Below are 16,619 nucleotides of genomic sequence, written 5' to 3'. Positions count from 1 at the left end.
GGTTCTTGGGGCGGAATCATGCCGCGCTGGCGGGGCTAAGCTCGGGGGCGATCCCCACGCATAACCAGGCCGTGATCTGGCGGGCCATGGCTTCCTGGTCCGGCTTCGCCGCCGAAGCCGGCGTGCTGAGCCATTGCTCACCGGCATTTCGGACCAGGCCGATGGCCGCCGTGGGCCAGTAGCCGATCACCGCTTCTTTGCCTTCGCCGAGGTGGGTCCGCATTGGCACGGCGATCATCTCCGCGATGGAATCGAAGAAGTGGCCAAGGGCTCCCGAAATGGCCGCCGATCCCTGGTGGCTGTCCGCATCCACCGGCGCATAGCGGGTGACGAAACTGTAGACATTGGGGCTGGTTTCCGCCATCTGGAGATAGGCGGAAATCATGGCCAGCAGCCCTTCCCGAGGAGTCTGGGCACCCTGTGCCGCTTCGCGGATCTTGCGCTGCATCTGGCTCAGGACCACTTCCCCGACGGCGTGCTGAAGTCCTGCCTTATCGCCGAAATAGCGGTAGAAGACCGACTTTGAGGTGCCGGCGGCTGCTGCAATCTCCTCCATGGAGGCGTCGCTGCCCAGCGCGTGGACCGCGCGGCGTGCGGACTTGATGAGCTCCCGGCGTCGTTCCTCCCGGTGGGTCTGCCAGCGGGCCGAACGGCCGTCGGCAATTGCGCCGGCAGCCGGCGTCGGGACTTCTGCGTGGAGGTTGTTCACGATACTCAGCGTATCAGGTACGCTGGGTATCGGTAACCGTCGCAGATCAGAGGAGTCACCCATGTCCGTCAATGGACAGTCCGGCACCGAACCCCACGAATTCGCCAGCCCCACGACTTCCGGCGCGGCGCGTCCAGGCCGCCGGGCCGTAATTGTGGGTGGTAACCGGATCCCGTTTGCCCGGTCCGGCGGGGCCTACACGAAGTCATCCAACCAGGACATGCTCACTGCCGCACTGGACGGTCTTATCGCCAGGTTTGGCCTCCAGGATGAGCGGATCGGCGAGGTTGCGGCGGGGGCCGTACTCAAGCACTCCCGCGACTTCAACCTCACCCGCGAGGCAGTCCTGGGTTCGGCGTTGTCGGCGGAAACCCCCGCCTACGACCTGCAGCAGGCGTGCGCCACCGGCCTCGAAACGGTTCTGGGCCTGGCCAACAAGATCAAACTGGGCCAGATCGATTCCGCCATCGCCGGTGGTGTCGACTCGGCGTCGGATGCCCCCATTGCTGTCAGTGAAGGCCTCCGCGAGATACTCCTGGACCTCAACCGCGCCAAGACACTGCCCCAGCGCCTGCAGGTACTCAGCCGCCTGCGGCCCAGGGACCTGGCCCCCGATGCTCCGAGTACGGGGGAGCCACGCACCGGCCTTTCCATGGGCGAGCACCAGGCGCTGACCACCGCACAATGGAACATTTCGCGCGAGGCCCAGGATGAGCTGGCCTTCAACAGCCACCGCAACCTTTCCGCCGCGTATGACGCAGGATTCTTCGATGACCTCCTGACGCCATACCGAGGCCTCGCCAAGGACTCCAACCTGAGGGCGGACACCACATTGGAGAAGCTGGCTACACTCAAGCCCGTCTTCGGGAAGAGCCTCGGCGCCGAGGCCACCATGACGGCGGGAAACTCCACACCGTTGACCGACGGGGCCTCCACGGTCCTGCTCGCATCCGAAGACTGGGCTGATGCCCATGACCTGCCGAAGCTCGCCACCGTCGTGGATGGTGAAGCCGCCGCGGTGGACTTCGTCCACGGCAAGGACGGACTGCTCATGGCTCCCGCGTTTGCGGTCCCCAGGCTGCTGGCCCGCAACGGACTGACGCTGGATGACTTCGACTTCTTTGAGATCCACGAAGCCTTCGCCGGGACTGTCCTGAGCACCCTGGCCGCCTGGGAAGATGATGAGTTCGGCCGCACCCGGCTGGGACTTGAGGGTGCCTTCGGCAGCATCGACCGCACCAAGCTGAACGTCAACGGCTCCTCCCTGGCCGCGGGCCACCCGTTCGCAGCCACCGGCGGACGGATCGTGGCCTCGCTGGCCAAGATGCTGCAGGCCAAAGGCACCGTCGAGGGAAGGCCTGCGCGCGGACTTACTTCCATCTGCGCCGCCGGCGGCCAGGGCGTCGTCGCAATACTCGAAGCACTCTAGGGGCACCGGATGACGGATAAATACACCACGCTCGTCAACCAGGGCGTAGGCAAGAACGTCGCCAAACGGCTGGGCCTGCCCCAGCCTGCCGTGCTGCGCCGCTTCAAGCCGGGCCAGCCCCTGGTCACCGGCCCCGTCCTCGTCCAGGGCAACACCGCCGGTGCCGACGAACTGGCCGCCAAGCTGCTCTCCTGGGACCTGGACGTCCGGCGCCACGGGGTGCCCCGCGAAAAACTTGGCGCGATCATTATGGTCCTGGATGAGCTGACCCGGCCCGAGGATCTTGAAAAGCCTGTGCTGTCCGCCGCGGCCTCACTGCGTGATCTCGGCCCCAGCGCCCGCGTCATCACTATCTCCCGGCCGGCCGCCGAAACCGCGTCCCCTGCACAGTCGGCTGCCCGGCAAGGCGTGGATGGCTTCCTGCGGTCGCTTGCCAAGGAACTCCGGGCCGGCGCAACAGCGAACGGCATCGTCCTGGCAGAAGGTGTCCAGAGCACCAGCCCCAGCGCTCTGGCAGCCCTGCGGTTCTTTCTGTCCGGCCGGTCGGCTTTCGTGGATGGCCAGTTCCTGACTGTCTCAACCGAGCAGGGCCACCTGCCCCTGGACTTCGAGAAGCCGCTCGCCGGCAAGGTTGCCGTGGTCACCGGCGCCGCCCGCGGCATCGGGGCAGCTATTGCCCGTACCCTCCACCGGGACGGGGCCACCCTGGTCCTCGTAGACATCCCGGCAGCCGGGGACCATTTGGCCGCCGTCGCCAACGAAGTCCGCGGCACGGCGCTTCAACTGGATATCAGCAGCGCAGATGCCGGCCAGCGGATCATCGACCACGCCGTGCAGCGTCACGGCCGTCTGGACATCGTCATCCACAACGCAGGAATTACCCGGGACAAGCTGCTCGCCAATATGGACCACGGCCGCTGGACCTCCGTCCTGAACATCAACATCGCCGCCCAGCTCAGAATCAACGAAGCGCTCCTTGCTTCCGAACACTTCCGTAATTCACCACGGATTGTCTCGGTGGCATCCACCAGCGGCATCGCGGGCAACCGCGGCCAGACCAACTACGCGGCGTCCAAGGGCGGTGTGATGGGTATGGTGCGCGCTTCTGCGCCCCTTCTGGCGGTGAACGGCGGGACCATTAACGCGGTGGCGCCCGGATTCATCGAAACAGACATGACAGCACGGATCCCATTTGCCGTCCGCGAAGTGGGACGGCGGCTGAACTCGCTGCAGCAAGGTGGCCAACCGTCCGACGTAGCGGAGGCCATTGCCTTCCTGGCGAGCGACGCCGCCGGGGGCATTAACGGCGACGTGCTGCGGATCTGCGGACAGAACCTGGTGGGGGCATGAGTACCGTCCAGCCGGTCATCCTGGGGGAGATGCCGTCCCTGTCCAAGCTCTACGTCAATGCCGCCGCGCAGACCGCGCGGCGGCGCGTCTTGGGCACGCACAACGGATCAAACCTTCCGGTCACTAGCCACGAGGTGCGCGGGGTAAGGGCCGACGTCGGCAACCTCACCGCCTACCAGCACCTCATCGGGCTGACTGCCAGGGACACTCTGCCGGCCGGATACCTCCACGCACTGGCATTCCCGCTGGCCATGAGTGTGATGAACCGCGACGATTTCCCGCTGCCACTCCTGGGCATGGTCCATCTCAGCAACCATGTGGAGCAGAGGTCGCCGGTGCTCTTCACGGAATCCCTGGACATCCAGGCCAGGGTTGAGAACCTCCGGGGCCACCGGTCCGGCACGCAACTTGACGTTGTGGCAGAGATCCGTGGTGCGGATACGCCGGACATCAAGTGGACCGGGCGCTCCTCCTACCTGGCCAAGGGTGTGTTCCTCCCCGGCATCGACAAGCCAACGCCCCACAACGGCCAGGCCGATTTCACGCCTCCGGACCCCACCGCGATTTGGCATTTGGGGGTCGACACGGGAAGGGCGTATGCCGCCGTTTCAGGAGACTTCAACCCCATCCACCTGAGCGTGCTTTCTGCCAAGGCCCTGGGCATGCGCCGCTCCATCGCACACGGGATGTACCTTGCCTCGAGGGCCCTCGCGGATGTCGGGCCGGCCAAGGGCGAAACGTTCACGTGGGATGTCACGTTCGAGGCTCCAGTGTTCCTTCCTGCCCGCGTTGCCTTGGCTATCACCGCCCTGGATATCACCACGGCACAGACGCCTGGCGAAGGCTGGCAGCGGGCCGAATTTGTGGCGTGGAACCCCCGCTCCGGCCGCCGCCACTTCAGCGGCTCCGTGGCACCGCTCTAGGACGCCGGCCGGACAGCCCTGAGGATACGGTGCAGGCTCAGGAGGATGGACTCGGACGCTGTCACGGCCGAATCCTCCTGGGCCCGCTCCGCAACCGTTGCCATACCGGCCTCCACCGCCGACTTTGCGGCAGCGAACAGCCGCCGCTGGTCTGCTTCATCCTCACCGTCGAACGAGGCCAGGAGTTCGCCGGTGGCGGTCATGGCCGCGGCCAGGGGCGCACTGTCGTTGAAAGGCACCGTATAAGGTGCGTCGTCTGTCCAGATGACATCGGACAGGACTTCTGTCATGTCCTGGATGTGGAACGTCACCCGCTCCAGGTCACGAAGGTTGCGGTAGTCGAGATCCACATCGCGGGGATGGAGCCGCCGGCGCGGATTGGCGCGCCGGCTCGCATCAGCCTCCTGCACGAGATGGCGGACCGTGCTGGCTGCTTCGGCCAGCTCGGTCGACCGGCGGGACCAGTCCTCGTGCTCGGGAGGCCACCTTTCAGTCAGGGCCGTTCCCATGTCAGTCAGTTGCCGCCCGAGGGCCAGCCGGAGTTTGCCCAGGCTGGTGGCCGCCGCGGTGAAGTGCAGGGGAGGAAAGACCAGGAAGTTGACGGCAATGCCCACGGCGACGCCGACGCCCATCTGGATGAGGTAGCCGAAGGAAAAGTCGTCCTTGTTGCTTCCCCCCACCAGCAGGACCAGCAGCGCCGCCGTTGGAATCCAATCGCTGCCCGAGCCGATGCGGGGGAGACCGCCGAGCAGCACGCCGAGTCCCATAACGACCGCAACAGACAGCGGTGACGGATCACCGACACTGACCAGCGCAAAGGCGAGCCCAATACCCAGGGCGAGTCCGACGAGCGCCTGGAGACCCTGCCGGAAGGATCCGGCCACGTTGTGGTACATCGACACCAGGGCGCCGAGCGGCGCGTAGTACGGGTACTCGGCAGCGGATCCCGGCATCAGGGGAGCAATGGCGAAAGCGAGGCCGGCGGCCAGCGCTGCCTTCGCCGCCAGCTGCAGGCGCTGTACTGTGAATGCCGACGAGAGACCGGCCACCGAATTCCGCAGGATTCGGGTTCCAGCGGAGGGCCGGCCCTGCGGCTGCGTTTGAGTGTCACCCATCAGCCCCACACTAGGTGCACCCGTGTACTAGGACAAGGCCGACGCCGCCCGCCGGAGCTCCGCAGCCAGCCTATGAGCTTTGCCCTGGGTGCGTCCGTCCTCCGCCCGCTGCGGGATGTATCCGAAGCCGAGCCCGTATGCGGGATCGGCAAACCCCAGGGCAGCGTTCGCACCCTCGTGGCCGAAGGCACGGTGGCTGCCGAAATTCCGCGACACGTGTGGCTTCATAAAGACCACGGCAAAGGCGTTGTCCAGTCCGGACAGGCGGTCCAGGCCCCACACCTGCTCCTGGGACATGGCGCTGACGGTCTCAGGGGTCAACAAGGGGTCCCGGCCGTCCACACCGGTGATGGCCGCGGCGTAGAGCCTGGCCAGGCCCTCCGCCGTACCCACACCGCCGGCGGCACTCATCCCCGCGGCGCGGACGGGCCGTTGATTGGGAAGTTCCATGATTGTGCTGACTGCCGCGTTGCTGTTAAGCCCATCCAGGCTCAGTGGATCCAGCCATGGTTGAAGGGGATCGACGTCGTAGAGGACGTCACGGTAGCGCGGTTCCAGCTCTTCGGGCAGTCCCAGGAAGAAGTCGATGCCGTAGACCGTGCGGATGCGCTGGTCATAGAGGCTCTGCAGGCTGGTTCCCGTGACCCGCCGGCAGAGTTCCTCCATAATGATCCCGATGGTGAGGGCGTGGTATCCGAAGCAACTGCCGGGACGCCATGCGGGGCTCGTTGCTGCCAACCTTCCCGCGGCCAGGGAGGTGGTGAATTCGTCCAGGGCGATGCCTCCCTCGACTCCCATCAGGCCGGCTTGATGGGACAGGGCTTCACGCACCAGCAAGCGGTCCTTGCCATGGCAACCGAACTCGGGCCAGTAGTGCGCCACCGTCCGGTCAAGGTCCAGCAGCCCGTCCTGGACGAGCGGCGAAATCACCAGCGCCGCCACGCCCTTGGAAACTGAATACGCCCCCGTGACGGAATCGGCGGTGATGTGGGGCCCGCCGGACAGGTCCACGATCTTCACGCCGTCCCGGTAGGCCGCCAGTTGGGCGCTGTACTGCGGATCCGCGGCGAGAAGGGCCTCAAACAGATCCAAAACGCCTTCATAACCGGGTGCTGCAAAGCCAAAAGATTTCTGCATGGGGCTAGCCTAACCGGTTAGAAAGCGCTTTCCTGATCCTAAGCCGCTCCATGGCCGGGGGAAACTTCTTCCCCGGGGCGCACCGGCCCCGGGGGAGTGCCGTCACCGAACGGCCGGCCGCCCAGTGATTCCCTGCCATGGGGCTCCAGCCAGCCCGCCGGATCAGGACCCTGCGGCACCATCCGGGTGGGATTGATGTCCTCATGGACGATGTAATAGTGCTGCTTAATCTGGACAAAATCGATCGTGTCTCCGAAACCGGGAGTCTGGAAAAGATCCCGCGCGTAGCCCCACAGGGCCGGCAGTTCGGTCAGCTTCTGCCGGTTGCACTTGAAATGCCCGTGGTAAACGGCATCGAACCTGGCCAAGGTGGTGAACAGGCGGACATCCGCTTCCGTGATGGTGTCACCCACGAGGTACCGCTGTCCGGTGAGGCGTTCCTCAAGCCAGTCGAGCGCGGTCCACAGCCTGGTGTCGGCCGAGTCGTAGGCCTCCTGGGAGCCCGCAAAGCCGCAGCGATAGACGCCGTTGTTGACCTCGGTGAAGACGCGCTTGTTGACGGAGTCAATTTCGGCGCGGAGGTGTTCCGGGTAAAGGTCAGGCGCTCCGACCCGGTGGAAACGGGTCCATTCGGTGGCAAAGTCCAGGGTGATCTGAGGGAAGTTGTTGGTGACCACCGCGCCGCTGGCAATATCAACGATCGCTGGCACCGTGATGCCGCGCGGGTAATCCGGGAAGCGCCGGAAATAGGCGCTCTGGATGCGCTCGATGCCAAGCACAGGGTCCACCCCGCCCGGATCGAGGTCAAAAGTCCACGACCGGGCATCGTGGGTAGGGCCGGGCTGGCCAAGGGAGATGGAGTCCTCCAGGCCGAGGAGCCTCCGCACAATCACGGCTCGGTTCGCCCACGGGCATGCCCGCGCCGCAATCAGCCGGTACCGGCCAGCTTCCACTGGCCACCCCGGCTCGCCGTTGACGCCGGGGCGGCCGTCGTGGGTGATCCGGTCCTCAATGTAATTCGTGTCCCGGTTGAACTCGGCACCGCCGGTCACATATGCGCCCAGGGTGCTGTGTTCGGTGCTGGTGTCCGTGCTGTCGGCAGCGGTGGCGTTCGTGGCCTGCGGCCCGCTCGGAGATTCCTGGCTCATGCGGACCAGCCTAGGCTCCGGCGGCCAGGATTGCTGAGATCGGCTGCCAGGCGACCAGCCAGGAGCCGGCAATAACGGCGACAAAGAGCGCGATCCAGATGCCGGAGGGTATGGACGTCGCGCGGTACAGCAGGTAGGCGTCGGAACTGGCCAGCCTGTCACGGCGCCGCAGGTGCACGTTGGTGAGCTTCGCGAGATCCCGGACGGCGGCCACAAGCAGCGCCACGCCAAGCACGACTGCAACATGGCCGGTGAAGCTGCTGGGCACAACGAGGACCAGCACCCCGCCGCCTGCGACGGCAAGGCCTGTGATTAGCAGCCCCGCGAAGTTCCTGATGAACACGAGCGAAACCAGGAGGATAAGGGTGCCTGTGGCCAGGGCGGCCGGACCCCAGCCGGCAAAACCGGAGGTGACCAGGGCAGCGCCGGTCAGGGCAGGTACAGGATAGCCCCAGAATCCGGACCAGACGGCGGCGGCCTTGCCCCGGCTGTAACTGGTGGTTGTGCCTGAGTGGTCCAACCGGAGCCGGATCCCGCTCAGTCTTTGGCCGCTCATGACGGCGGCGAAAGCATGGCCGAGTTCGTGCGTGGCGGTGGCCAGGAGCCCAAAGTACTTCCAGGTGGCGCGGGGGATGGACAATGCAGTTGCCAGCGCCAGCACCACAGCCAGTTCGGCCACCGTGACTTGGGGGATGGCGGCACGGCTGAAGGCTTCGACGATCCGTTGCCACAATTGCTCGGGAATCAAGGTCGTTTCCCGCCGGGCCGGGAGTAGTGATTGTCAGCCATAGCCCTCTACGGTACTAGAGGGATGGTTCACCACTGTCCTGCCGCCCTGCCGCCTTGGGGCGCTCAACGAATCGAGGAATGCCGTGACCACTTTGAAGGAACGCCTGCACGCTGATGTTGTGGTGCACATGAAGGAGCGGAACAAAACCGCCCTGACAACGGTGCGCAATGTCCTGGGCGAGATCGAAACTCGGGAGAAGTCGGGAAAGACGCCCATTGTCCTGGACGACGCTCAGGTGACCTCGTTGTTGCAGAAAGAGGCTGCAAAGCGACGTGACACCGCAAGGATCTATATGGAAGCCGGAGAATCCGAGCGGGCCGCGGCCGAGATCGCCGAGGCCGGGATCATCGAGGCATATTTGCCTCAGCCGCTGACAGCCGCGGAAGTCGAGGCGATCGTTGACGAGACCATTGCCGGGCTGCGGAGCGAAGGCGTGGAGCCCGGAATGCGTCAGCTGGGCGCCGTGATGAAGCCTGTCACGGCCAAAGTCGCCGGACGCTTCGACGGCAAGGCGGTCAGCGAGATCGTCCGCAGCCGTCTCGCCTGAACCGTCAGCTCGAGCCTGTTAACAGGAAAGGCACGCCTACTAAACGTGGGCGTGCCTTAACTTCCTGTTGGCGGAACTCGGCCGCCACGGAAGAATATCCGGGTTTCTTGAATCAGCCTTCGCAGTCAGTGCAGTAGCTGTGTCCGTCTTTCTGCCGCGCAATCTGGGAGCGGTGCCGGACCAGGAAGCAGGAGTAGCACGTGAACTCGTCCTCAGCCTGCGGGATAACCTGCACGACCAGTTCCTCGGCCACGAATTCGCCGCCCGGAACGCCGGCGCCATCCAGCCCGTCGGCCTCATCGAGCTCGAGGACGACGCTGCGGGCGTCCGGAGCATTGGCGGACTGCAGTGCCTCGAGTGAGTTGTCCTGCGACTCCTTGACGTCGGAGCGAAGTTCGTCGTAATCGGTTGCCACTTAGGTGTATCTCTTTTCTTTGGTTCGTCTGTCGCGTATGCAACGTACAGCATCCGGCTGGTATTCCCCAATAGCCTGGCAAGAAAATTTCTCTGTGGAGCGTATATTTCCGTGCAAACACCAGCCGGGATCGGCGTCGGGTGACATTGGGCACCATGGTGTCCAGGAATGAAAGTCAGCGCACGGCCGCCGTCAGGCAAGGCTTAGGTGGGTTCCTTGGCCAAGGCTTTGGTCTGAGGCGGGGTAAGCCGCCCAAGGCGCTCGTCGAGCGTCACGCGCAGCCTGGCGGCAGCCACCTGAAGCCGGTGCTCGGCAGGGGCGTCCTTCTTGGCTGGCGTCGAGGCGGCGTTCCGGGGCGGTTGGACGTTCCTGTGTTCGGAGGCACCTGCGCCCACCGTCCGGCCACCATTGTCCCCTCCAGCCACGTTCTCCCAAGCCGTGTCGAACAGTTTGAGCTCTTCGGTACGGGCCAGCTCACTGCGCGCCAGGACGTTCAAGGTCGCAAGCCCCAAGGCGCTGGTTCCTTTATCTTCGTCCAATGCCCGGTCCAGGGCCCACTGGGTGCGTCGCCACCATTCCGCCCGGCTGTCCGCCTCTGTCTTTTGCCGCAGTGCCTGCTCGTCGGCTTCGCGCTTCTGATCCAACGCTGTCTTATCGGCCGAAGTTCGCTGGGCCAGCGTGCGCGAGTTGATGTAGAAGGCCAAGAGTGCCGCAATCAGGACAGCCAACGGTCCAAGCCCGGCAAGGATCACCCACCAGTCGGCCGGCCCGGAATGGACAACGACTTCAAGCGGGCCAGGCGGCGGGGTTGGATTCACGGCTCCAGCTTAGGCCGTCGACGGAGGCCTGAAGCATTTGCCCGCAGCCACGACGGCGTCGATCTGCACGCGCGCTCCGAGTGGAAGTCCGGCCACGTGGAGGGTTGTACGCGCAGGGAATGGCTTGGGAAAGTGACGGGCATAGGCAGCGTTGATGATATGGAAGTCGTCGTAGTCGGTCAGGTAAATGGTGGTGCGCAGGACGTGGGCCAGAGAAAGATGCACATCGGTCAGCAGCGTCTCCAGGTTGCTGAGCATGGACTCGCACTGCTCTTCAATCCCCGGGCCGACAAGTCTACCGTCGTCGGGGCTCTGGCCAATGATCCCGGCTGTGTAGGCGGTGTCTCCGTGGCGTACGAGATGCGAAAACGGGGCAGGCGACTGATGAAGGTTAGGGCTGAAGTGATGGGCAGTCCTGATCTCCTCAGCGTTCGGGACAGCCCATAGGGGCTCAGGGTTTTTTGAGGTCTGGCTTGTTTGCCGATCCGCTATCGGTTCGAGTTCCTGGAACAGCGTCACTTGAAGGCCTGCCGGCGCTGCAAGCCGGGAGTTCAAGGACTGCCAGGGAGTTATCCGCGGAGTCGCGATCAGTTCTGCTCCTGCGTTCACAAGGTCTGCCGTTACGGCCGCCGTGTCCTCCACTTCGAAGGCTACCCGGAGTCTGGCGCTGGGCTGCCCGTCCGATTCCACGCTGTCGATGAGGTTAACCTGGGCGGGGTTGGACAGCTCAAGCGTCGCCCGCCCGGCACCAAGTATTGTCACGCGCGCGTCCCCCTCTCCTTCATAGGCCTCTTGCTCGGGGAGTCCCAGGACATCACGGTAGAACGTGAGTGCCGCCTCGTAGTCCTCGGCTTCGACAACGAGGCGGAGCTGGCGGACGGGTGCCTTGGCGTTTTCCGTAGTCATGTTTGTACCGTAGTGCTTTGCTTCCCCCGGAAGCGGGCCTCGCGTGCGTGGAAACAGAAAAAAACCCCTGAAATCCATGGATTCCAGGGGTTTTCCCATTTGTGCGCGGAGGGGGACTTGAACCCCCACCCCCTTTCGAGGACTAGCACCTCAAGCTAGCGCGTCTGCCATTCCGCCACCCGCGCAGGTGGTAATTCGGAGATCGTTTCCGCCTTTCAGCGTTTCGCTTTTCTCCGAAGCAGCGAGAAAAACTCTAACACGAACTTTCCGAAAACATGGAATCGGGGCTGATGGGTAGGCTGAGGGCACACGAGAACGCAGGTTGTCTGCAGCCTTCCCACTGCCCAAGGAGTTTCTATGTCTGACATCCGTGCCGAGGATGAAGTTGTCCGGATCTGCCAGGAACTCATCCGGATAGATACCTCGAACTACGGTGACGGCTCGGGTCCGGGGGAGCGGGTGGCCGCGGAATACACAGCCGGGCTCATCGAGGAAGTAGGACTCGCAGCCGAGATCTTCGAGTCGGCGCCCGGCCGCGCAAGTGTTGTGACCCGGATGGCCGGTGAAGATCCGTCCGCCAGCGCGTTGGTGGTGCACGGGCACCTCGATGTAGTGCCCGCCCTGCGTGAACAGTGGTCGGTGGATCCCTTTGGCGCGGAGCTCAAAGACGGACTCATCTGGGGCCGCGGAGCCGTGGACATGAAGGACATGGACGCCATGATCCTTGCTGTGATGCGGGATTTGGCCAGATCCGGGCGCAAACCCAAGCGCGACATTATCTTTGCCTTCTTCGCCGACGAGGAGGCCGGCGGTGAGTACGGCGCCCGCTACGCAGTCGACAAGCGGCCCGAGCTCTTCGAAGGCGCAACCGAAGCCATCTCGGAGGTAGGCGGCTTCTCGGCAACCATCGGCGGGCAGCGCACCTACCTCCTGCAGACGGCTGAGAAGGGCATCTCCTGGCTCCGGCTGGTGGCGCACGGCCGGGCTGGCCACGGCTCCCAGATCAATACGGACAACGCCGTCACCCGGCTGGCTGCGGCGGTAACCCGGATCGGCGAATACAAGTGGCCGATTGAGCTGACGCCCACTACGCGGCAGTTCCTGGACGGCGTGACTGAACTCACGGGTGTGGAATTCGATCCGGACAATCCGGACCGCCTGCTCGACCAGCTCGGCACCGTGGCGCGCTTTGTGGGGGCAACCCTGCAGAACACCACCAATCCCACGCTGCTCAAGGGCGGCTACAAGCACAACGTCATCCCCGAATCGGCTGAGGCCCTGGTGGACTGCCGGACGCTCCCGGGCCAGCAGGACCACGTGCTGGAGGTCGTGCGGGAGCTTGCCGGTTCCGGTGTCGAGGTCAGCTACGTTCACAGCGACGTCTCGCTTGAGGTCCCGTTTGCCGGAAACCTGGTGGATTCCATGATCGACGCCCTGCACACCGAGGATCCGGCGGCGAAAGTGCTTCCCTATACGCTCTCCGGCGGCACGGACAACAAGTCGTTGAGCCGGCTCGGTATCACCGGCTACGGCTTCGCTCCCCTCCAGCTGCCCGACGATCTCGATTTCACCGGCATGTTCCATGGCGTGGACGAGCGAGTCCCGGTGGATTCGCTGAAGTTCGGTGCCCGGGTGCTCAACACGCTCCTCACCAACTACTGAGCCGGCCCGGACGTGACGCCCGAGGAAATCCTCCCGGAGCCGCTGCTCGAGGCAATCCGTGGCCGGGCTGCGGGCTATGACCGGGACAACACCTTCTTCTTTGAAGACCTTGAGGAACTGACCGCCGCCGGCTACCTCAACCTCTTTGTGCCGGCGTCCGACGGCGGCCTGGGGCTTGGGCTCGAGGCGGCAGCGCAGTGCCAGCGGCGGCTGGCAACGGCGGCCCCGGCCACCGCCTTGGCCATCAACATGCATCTGGTTTGGACCGGCGTCGCCCACGTCCTGGCCGCACGGGGGGACCATTCCCTTGGCTTCGTCCTGCAGGAGGCCGCCCAGGGCGAGATCTTCGCCTTCGGCAATTCCGAAGCCGGCAACGATTCGGTACTTTTTGATTCAAAAACGGCAGCCGTTCCCCTGCCGGGCGGAGCGTACAGCTTCACGGGTACCAAGATCTTCACGAGTCTTTCGCCCGCCTGGACCCGGCTGGGAATCTTCGGCAAGGACGGCCAGGCCAGGGAAGGCGAAGGGGAGCTGGTACACGGGTTCATCACCCGGGAGGCCGCGGGCTACGCCATCCTGGATGACTGGAACACCCTGGGCATGCGGGCCAGCCAGTCAAACACCACCGTTCTGGACGGCGCCGAGGTCCCGGCGGAGAGGATCTTCCGCAAACTTCCGGTGGGACCTAACGCCGATCCGCTGATTTTCGCCATCTTCGCGTGCTTCGAGACATTGCTGGCTGCCGTGTACACCGGCATTGGCGAACGTGCCCTGAACCTGGGTGTTGAGGCCGTCAAGCGCCGCACGTCCTTCAAGAATGCCGGCCGCAGCTATGCGCAGGATCCGGATATCCGCTGGAAGATCGCGGAGGCCGCCATGGCCATGGATAACCTCTACCCCCAGCTGCTGACCATCAGCCGCGATGTGGATGCGCTCGTTGAGCACGGGCCGCAATGGTTTCCCAAGCTTGTGGGGCTGAAGGTCAATGCAACTGAAACGGCCCGCCGCGTTGTGGATCTGGCCATCAGGGTGAGTGGCGGCTCCAGCTACTTTCGTGGGTCGGAGCTTGAACGCCTGTACCGGGACGTGCTGGCGGGGATGTTCCACCCATCAGATGATGAGTCGGCGCACACCACCGTGGCGAACGCGTGGCTGGGTCCGTTGGAGGACTGAACAGGCCACTGGCCGGTGATCCCTAGACAGTCCGCTGACCGGATAATCCCTATACGGTCCGCTGGACCTGCATCACCCGGCGGCGAAGCCAGAAGCGCCTGCCGCCGCCCAAATACAGCTTGCTGCGTTCCAGCTCCCACTTGCCGTACTCGGAATGCTCCACGAGCCGGCGCCTGGCGTCAGGCAGCGAATCATCAGGGCTGACCGTCAGAACGAGGTACTCGTACTGCCTCAAAATGTCCCGTTCCCGCTGGACCGAGCTGGTGAGAAAATGTTCCTTCATTGCTCTCCATTTTCGTCCTTTTCCGGCTAACGTGAAGTCATGAGCATCGATCCGCGTGTCGCGCTTCAGTCCTTGACAACCGCATTGGAAGAACACCTTATAGCAGCATCCAACCGGCGTGGCGATGGCGATCCCGCGGTGGAAGCGGCTTTTTTTGCGGTCTCGGATGCGTTCGAGGTTTATGAAGACGCACTCTACGAGGCTTACAACGAAGTTACACCCCTTCAGGTCTTCGATGATGAAGAAGACGAGGACGATGAAGCCCGCATCGACGACGACGAGGACCTGGAAATTCTCGAGGACTGAGGACTCCACGCCACCATCGCGGGCAATGCCCTAAGTCTACGGCCCTGAACGGTGCATCCGCCGGGCACGGAAACTCAGCCGGGCAGGGAAACGTCCTCGAGCGCGCGGGAAATTTCGGGCGGCAGCCTGGTCAGTTGGGCGGCCATGATTTCTTTCGCCTGCACGGGCGTCCTGGGCCCGACGATGGCCGTGGCCACGCCATGCTGGGACAACAGCCAGCTCAGCGAGACATCCAGCGGTGTCCGGCCCAGGCCCTTGGCCGCCATGGCCACCGCTTCCACCACGCTGGACGGCTGCGCCTCCAGGTACGGCTCTACGTAGGGTGCGGAGTCTGTCCTTGCCGCCCGGGAATCGGCGGGAATGGCGCCGCGGTACTTGCCGGTCAGGACGCCGCGTCCCAGCGGAGCCCAGGCCATCAGCCCCAGGCCGGCATCTTCGACGGCGGGAACCAGTTCCGCTTCCGCCTTTCGCTGCAGGAGTGAATATTCAGCCTGCGCGGCTACGAGCGGAAATCCGGCCACCGCCGCGGCCTTGGCGCTTTGCCACCCGTTGAAGTTGGAGATGCCCGCATAGCGGGCGCGGCCGCTCCGGAGCGCGAATTCAAGTGCGGACAGGGTCTCGTCCAGCGGGACGTTGCCGTCCCATGCCTGGGCAAACCAGATATCCACGTAGTCAGTCCCCAGCCTTGCCAGGCTGGCGTCCAGTCCGGTGAGCATGGCGTTGCGCGACGTGTCCACCGTGCGCCGGCCGTCCGACGTCGACATCCCCGCCTTGGTGGAAATGCAGACTTCGGTGCGGGAGACGACGTCACCCAGGAGAGCGCCGATCATCGCCTCGGCGCGGCCGTCGGAGTAAGACGCCGCGGTATCTATGAGTTTTCCGCCACCATCGACAAATGTCCGCAATATCTCCGAGGCGTCCTGTTCGTCGGTATCGCCGGACCAGGACATGGTGCCGAGGGAAAGGGCGGAGACTCGCAATCCACTGTTGCCGACGTAACGCTGCTGCATAGCTGCAAGCTTACGGGGAATCAACAGTGTCCATGACGTAGGGTCTTAGCGTGAACTGGTTTGAGGCGGCCCTGCTGGGCCTAGTGCAGGGACTGACCGAATTTCTACCGATTTCATCGAGCGCGCACCTGCGGATTGTGGGGCAGTTCCTGCCCAACGCATCCGATCCCGGAGCCGCGTTTACCGCCATCACGCAGCTTGGTACCGAAACGGCCGTGGTGATCTACTTCTGGCGCGACATCGTGCGGATCGTCAAGGCTTGGGCGGGATCGCTGACCGGAAAAGTCTCCCGGCAGGACCCGGATGCCCGCATGGGCTGGCTGGTGATCCTGGGCAGCCTCCCCATCATCGTGCTGGGTCTGCTGTTCCAGGACCAGATCGAGTCGGTGCTGAGGAGCCTGTGGCTCGTAGCCACCATGCTGATCGTCTTCGGGCTCTTTCTGGCCGTGGCCGACGCGATCGGAAAGCAGGACCGGGACCTCACCCAGCTCACCTACAAACACGGCATTTTGTACGGCTTCGCCCAGGCCCTGGCTCTTATTCCCGGTGTGTCGCGATCCGGCGGCACCATCACCGCAGGTCTCCTGATGGGCTACACACGCGAAGCCGCCGCGCGGTATTCGTTCCTCCTGGCTATCCCGGCGGTGTTCGGCAGCGGCCTTTACCAGCTGTACAAAGTGGTCTCCAAGGAAGGCATTACCGGCCCATACGGCCTTCCAGAGACGGCGCTGGCTACCGTCATCGCCTTGGTAGTGGGCTACGTGATCATCGGCTGGTTCCTCAAGTTCATTTCCACCCGAAGCTACCGGCTCTTCGTCTGGTACCGGATCTTCCTGGGCCTGGCCCTGTATCTCCTGCTCGGTTTCAATGTCATCAGTGCCTAGCCGTAGGCTTAGGC

18 protein-coding genes and 1 tRNA gene are annotated in these 16,619 nt (G+C 64.3%); 8 read left to right on the top strand and 11 right to left on the bottom strand.

Annotated features, from left to right (window positions below; genetic code table 11):
- Positions 1–16: 16 nt before the first annotated feature.
- The gene (locus tag ACX80V_RS02500; RefSeq protein WP_371875944.1) at positions 17–709 is read right to left on the bottom strand and encodes a TetR/AcrR family transcriptional regulator; all 693 of its coding nucleotides are present in this window, start codon (positions 707–709) and stop codon (positions 17–19) included.
- 61 nt (positions 710–770) lie between these two features.
- Between ACX80V_RS02500 and ACX80V_RS02495 the strand changes: the two genes are divergently transcribed.
- From ACX80V_RS02495 to ACX80V_RS02485, 3 genes are read left to right on the top strand one after another with little or no spacing between them, the layout of a single operon-like run.
- Positions 771–2,138: an acetyl-CoA C-acetyltransferase gene (locus ACX80V_RS02495; RefSeq protein WP_485841813.1), complete on the top strand. Its 1,368-nt coding sequence runs from the start codon at positions 771–773 to the stop codon at positions 2,136–2,138.
- A 9-nt stretch (positions 2,139–2,147) separates the two neighbouring features.
- Positions 2,148–3,488, top strand: coding sequence for a 3-oxoacyl-ACP reductase (locus tag ACX80V_RS02490; RefSeq protein ID WP_485841812.1), 1,341 nt, complete (start codon positions 2,148–2,150; stop codon positions 3,486–3,488).
- Positions 3,485–4,411 carry a MaoC family dehydratase gene (locus ACX80V_RS02485; RefSeq protein WP_485841811.1) on the top strand — a complete coding sequence of 309 codons (927 nt, stop codon included), beginning with the start codon at positions 3,485–3,487 and terminating at the stop codon, positions 4,409–4,411. The genes ACX80V_RS02490 and ACX80V_RS02485 overlap by 4 nt, the downstream gene beginning before the upstream one ends.
- Here the strand turns inward: ACX80V_RS02485 and ACX80V_RS02480 are convergent.
- The 4 genes from ACX80V_RS02480 to ACX80V_RS02465 form a co-directional block, all read right to left on the bottom strand.
- Positions 4,408–5,460 carry an FUSC family protein gene (locus ACX80V_RS02480; protein ID WP_485842046.1) on the bottom strand — a complete coding sequence of 351 codons (1,053 nt, stop codon included), beginning with the start codon at positions 5,458–5,460 and terminating at the stop codon, positions 4,408–4,410. The two genes, ACX80V_RS02485 and ACX80V_RS02480, sit on opposite strands and share 4 nt — an antisense overlap.
- Before the next feature lie 93 nt (positions 5,461–5,553).
- Positions 5,554–6,663, bottom strand: coding sequence for a serine hydrolase domain-containing protein (locus ACX80V_RS02475; RefSeq protein WP_485841810.1), 1,110 nt, complete (start codon positions 6,661–6,663; stop codon positions 5,554–5,556).
- Between the two features lie 38 nt (positions 6,664–6,701).
- Positions 6,702–7,811, bottom strand: coding sequence for a glutathione S-transferase family protein (locus ACX80V_RS02470; protein WP_485841809.1), 1,110 nt, complete (start codon positions 7,809–7,811; stop codon positions 6,702–6,704).
- Positions 7,812–7,821: 10 nt separating this feature from the next.
- Entirely contained in the window at positions 7,822–8,559 is a 738-nt protein-coding gene (locus ACX80V_RS02465) for a M50 family metallopeptidase (protein WP_430929457.1), read from the bottom strand.
- A 124-nt stretch (positions 8,560–8,683) separates the two neighbouring features.
- On the opposite strand from ACX80V_RS02465, the gene ACX80V_RS02460 reads away from it, so the two are divergent.
- Entirely contained in the window at positions 8,684–9,148 is a 465-nt protein-coding gene (locus ACX80V_RS02460) for a GatB/YqeY domain-containing protein (protein ID WP_058932479.1), read from the top strand.
- Between the two features lie 112 nt (positions 9,149–9,260).
- On the opposite strand, the gene ACX80V_RS02455 is transcribed toward ACX80V_RS02460, so the two are convergent.
- The 4 genes from ACX80V_RS02455 to ACX80V_RS02440 all read right to left on the bottom strand — a co-directional run bounded on the left by ACX80V_RS02455 (position 9,261) and on the right by ACX80V_RS02440 (position 11,472).
- Positions 9,261–9,563: a DUF4193 domain-containing protein gene (locus tag ACX80V_RS02455; RefSeq protein ID WP_056339942.1), complete on the bottom strand. Its 303-nt coding sequence runs from the start codon at positions 9,561–9,563 to the stop codon at positions 9,261–9,263.
- Positions 9,564–9,766: 203 nt separating this feature from the next.
- Entirely contained in the window at positions 9,767–10,381 is a 615-nt protein-coding gene (locus tag ACX80V_RS02450) for a hypothetical protein (protein ID WP_485841808.1), read from the bottom strand.
- 9 nt (positions 10,382–10,390) lie between these two features.
- Positions 10,391–11,287: a Rid family hydrolase gene (locus ACX80V_RS02445; protein WP_485841807.1), complete on the bottom strand. Its 897-nt coding sequence runs from the start codon at positions 11,285–11,287 to the stop codon at positions 10,391–10,393.
- Between the two features lie 102 nt (positions 11,288–11,389).
- Positions 11,390–11,472 (bottom strand) — tRNA-Leu (locus ACX80V_RS02440).
- Between the two features lie 172 nt (positions 11,473–11,644).
- On the opposite strand from ACX80V_RS02440, the gene ACX80V_RS02435 reads away from it, so the two are divergent.
- On the top strand, positions 11,645–12,949 hold the full coding sequence (locus tag ACX80V_RS02435) for a M20/M25/M40 family metallo-hydrolase (protein WP_485841806.1): 1,305 nt from the start codon (positions 11,645–11,647) through the stop codon (positions 12,947–12,949).
- Positions 12,950–12,961: 12 nt separating this feature from the next.
- Positions 12,962–14,122 (top strand): acyl-CoA dehydrogenase family protein, encoded by a 1,161-nt coding sequence (locus tag ACX80V_RS02430; RefSeq protein WP_485841805.1) that lies wholly within the window; start codon positions 12,962–12,964, stop codon positions 14,120–14,122.
- A 49-nt stretch (positions 14,123–14,171) separates the two neighbouring features.
- Here ACX80V_RS02430 and ACX80V_RS02425 read toward each other — a convergent pair whose 3' ends face one another.
- Positions 14,172–14,405, bottom strand: a complete 234-nt coding sequence (locus tag ACX80V_RS02425) for a DUF5703 family protein (protein ID WP_056339951.1) — start codon at positions 14,403–14,405, stop codon at positions 14,172–14,174.
- A 39-nt stretch (positions 14,406–14,444) separates the two neighbouring features.
- Here ACX80V_RS02425 and ACX80V_RS02420 point away from each other — a divergent pair, with 39 nt between their 5' ends.
- Positions 14,445–14,711 carry a hypothetical protein gene (locus tag ACX80V_RS02420; RefSeq protein WP_485841804.1) on the top strand — a complete coding sequence of 89 codons (267 nt, stop codon included), beginning with the start codon at positions 14,445–14,447 and terminating at the stop codon, positions 14,709–14,711.
- Between the two features lie 74 nt (positions 14,712–14,785).
- Here the strand turns inward: ACX80V_RS02420 and ACX80V_RS02415 are convergent, their stop codons facing one another.
- Positions 14,786–15,721, bottom strand: coding sequence for an aldo/keto reductase (locus tag ACX80V_RS02415; protein WP_485841803.1), 936 nt, complete (start codon positions 15,719–15,721; stop codon positions 14,786–14,788).
- A gap of 50 nt (positions 15,722–15,771) precedes the next feature.
- Between ACX80V_RS02415 and ACX80V_RS02410 the strand changes: the two genes are divergently transcribed.
- Positions 15,772–16,605: an undecaprenyl-diphosphate phosphatase gene (locus tag ACX80V_RS02410; RefSeq protein ID WP_252565374.1), complete on the top strand. Its 834-nt coding sequence runs from the start codon at positions 15,772–15,774 to the stop codon at positions 16,603–16,605.
- Positions 16,606–16,619 lie beyond the last annotated feature (14 nt).

It is taken from the genome of Pseudarthrobacter arbutini, from assembly GCF_054510915.1.
Note: the sequence above shows the minus strand (reverse complement) of the source record. Positions and strands in the feature narration are given on the sequence as shown.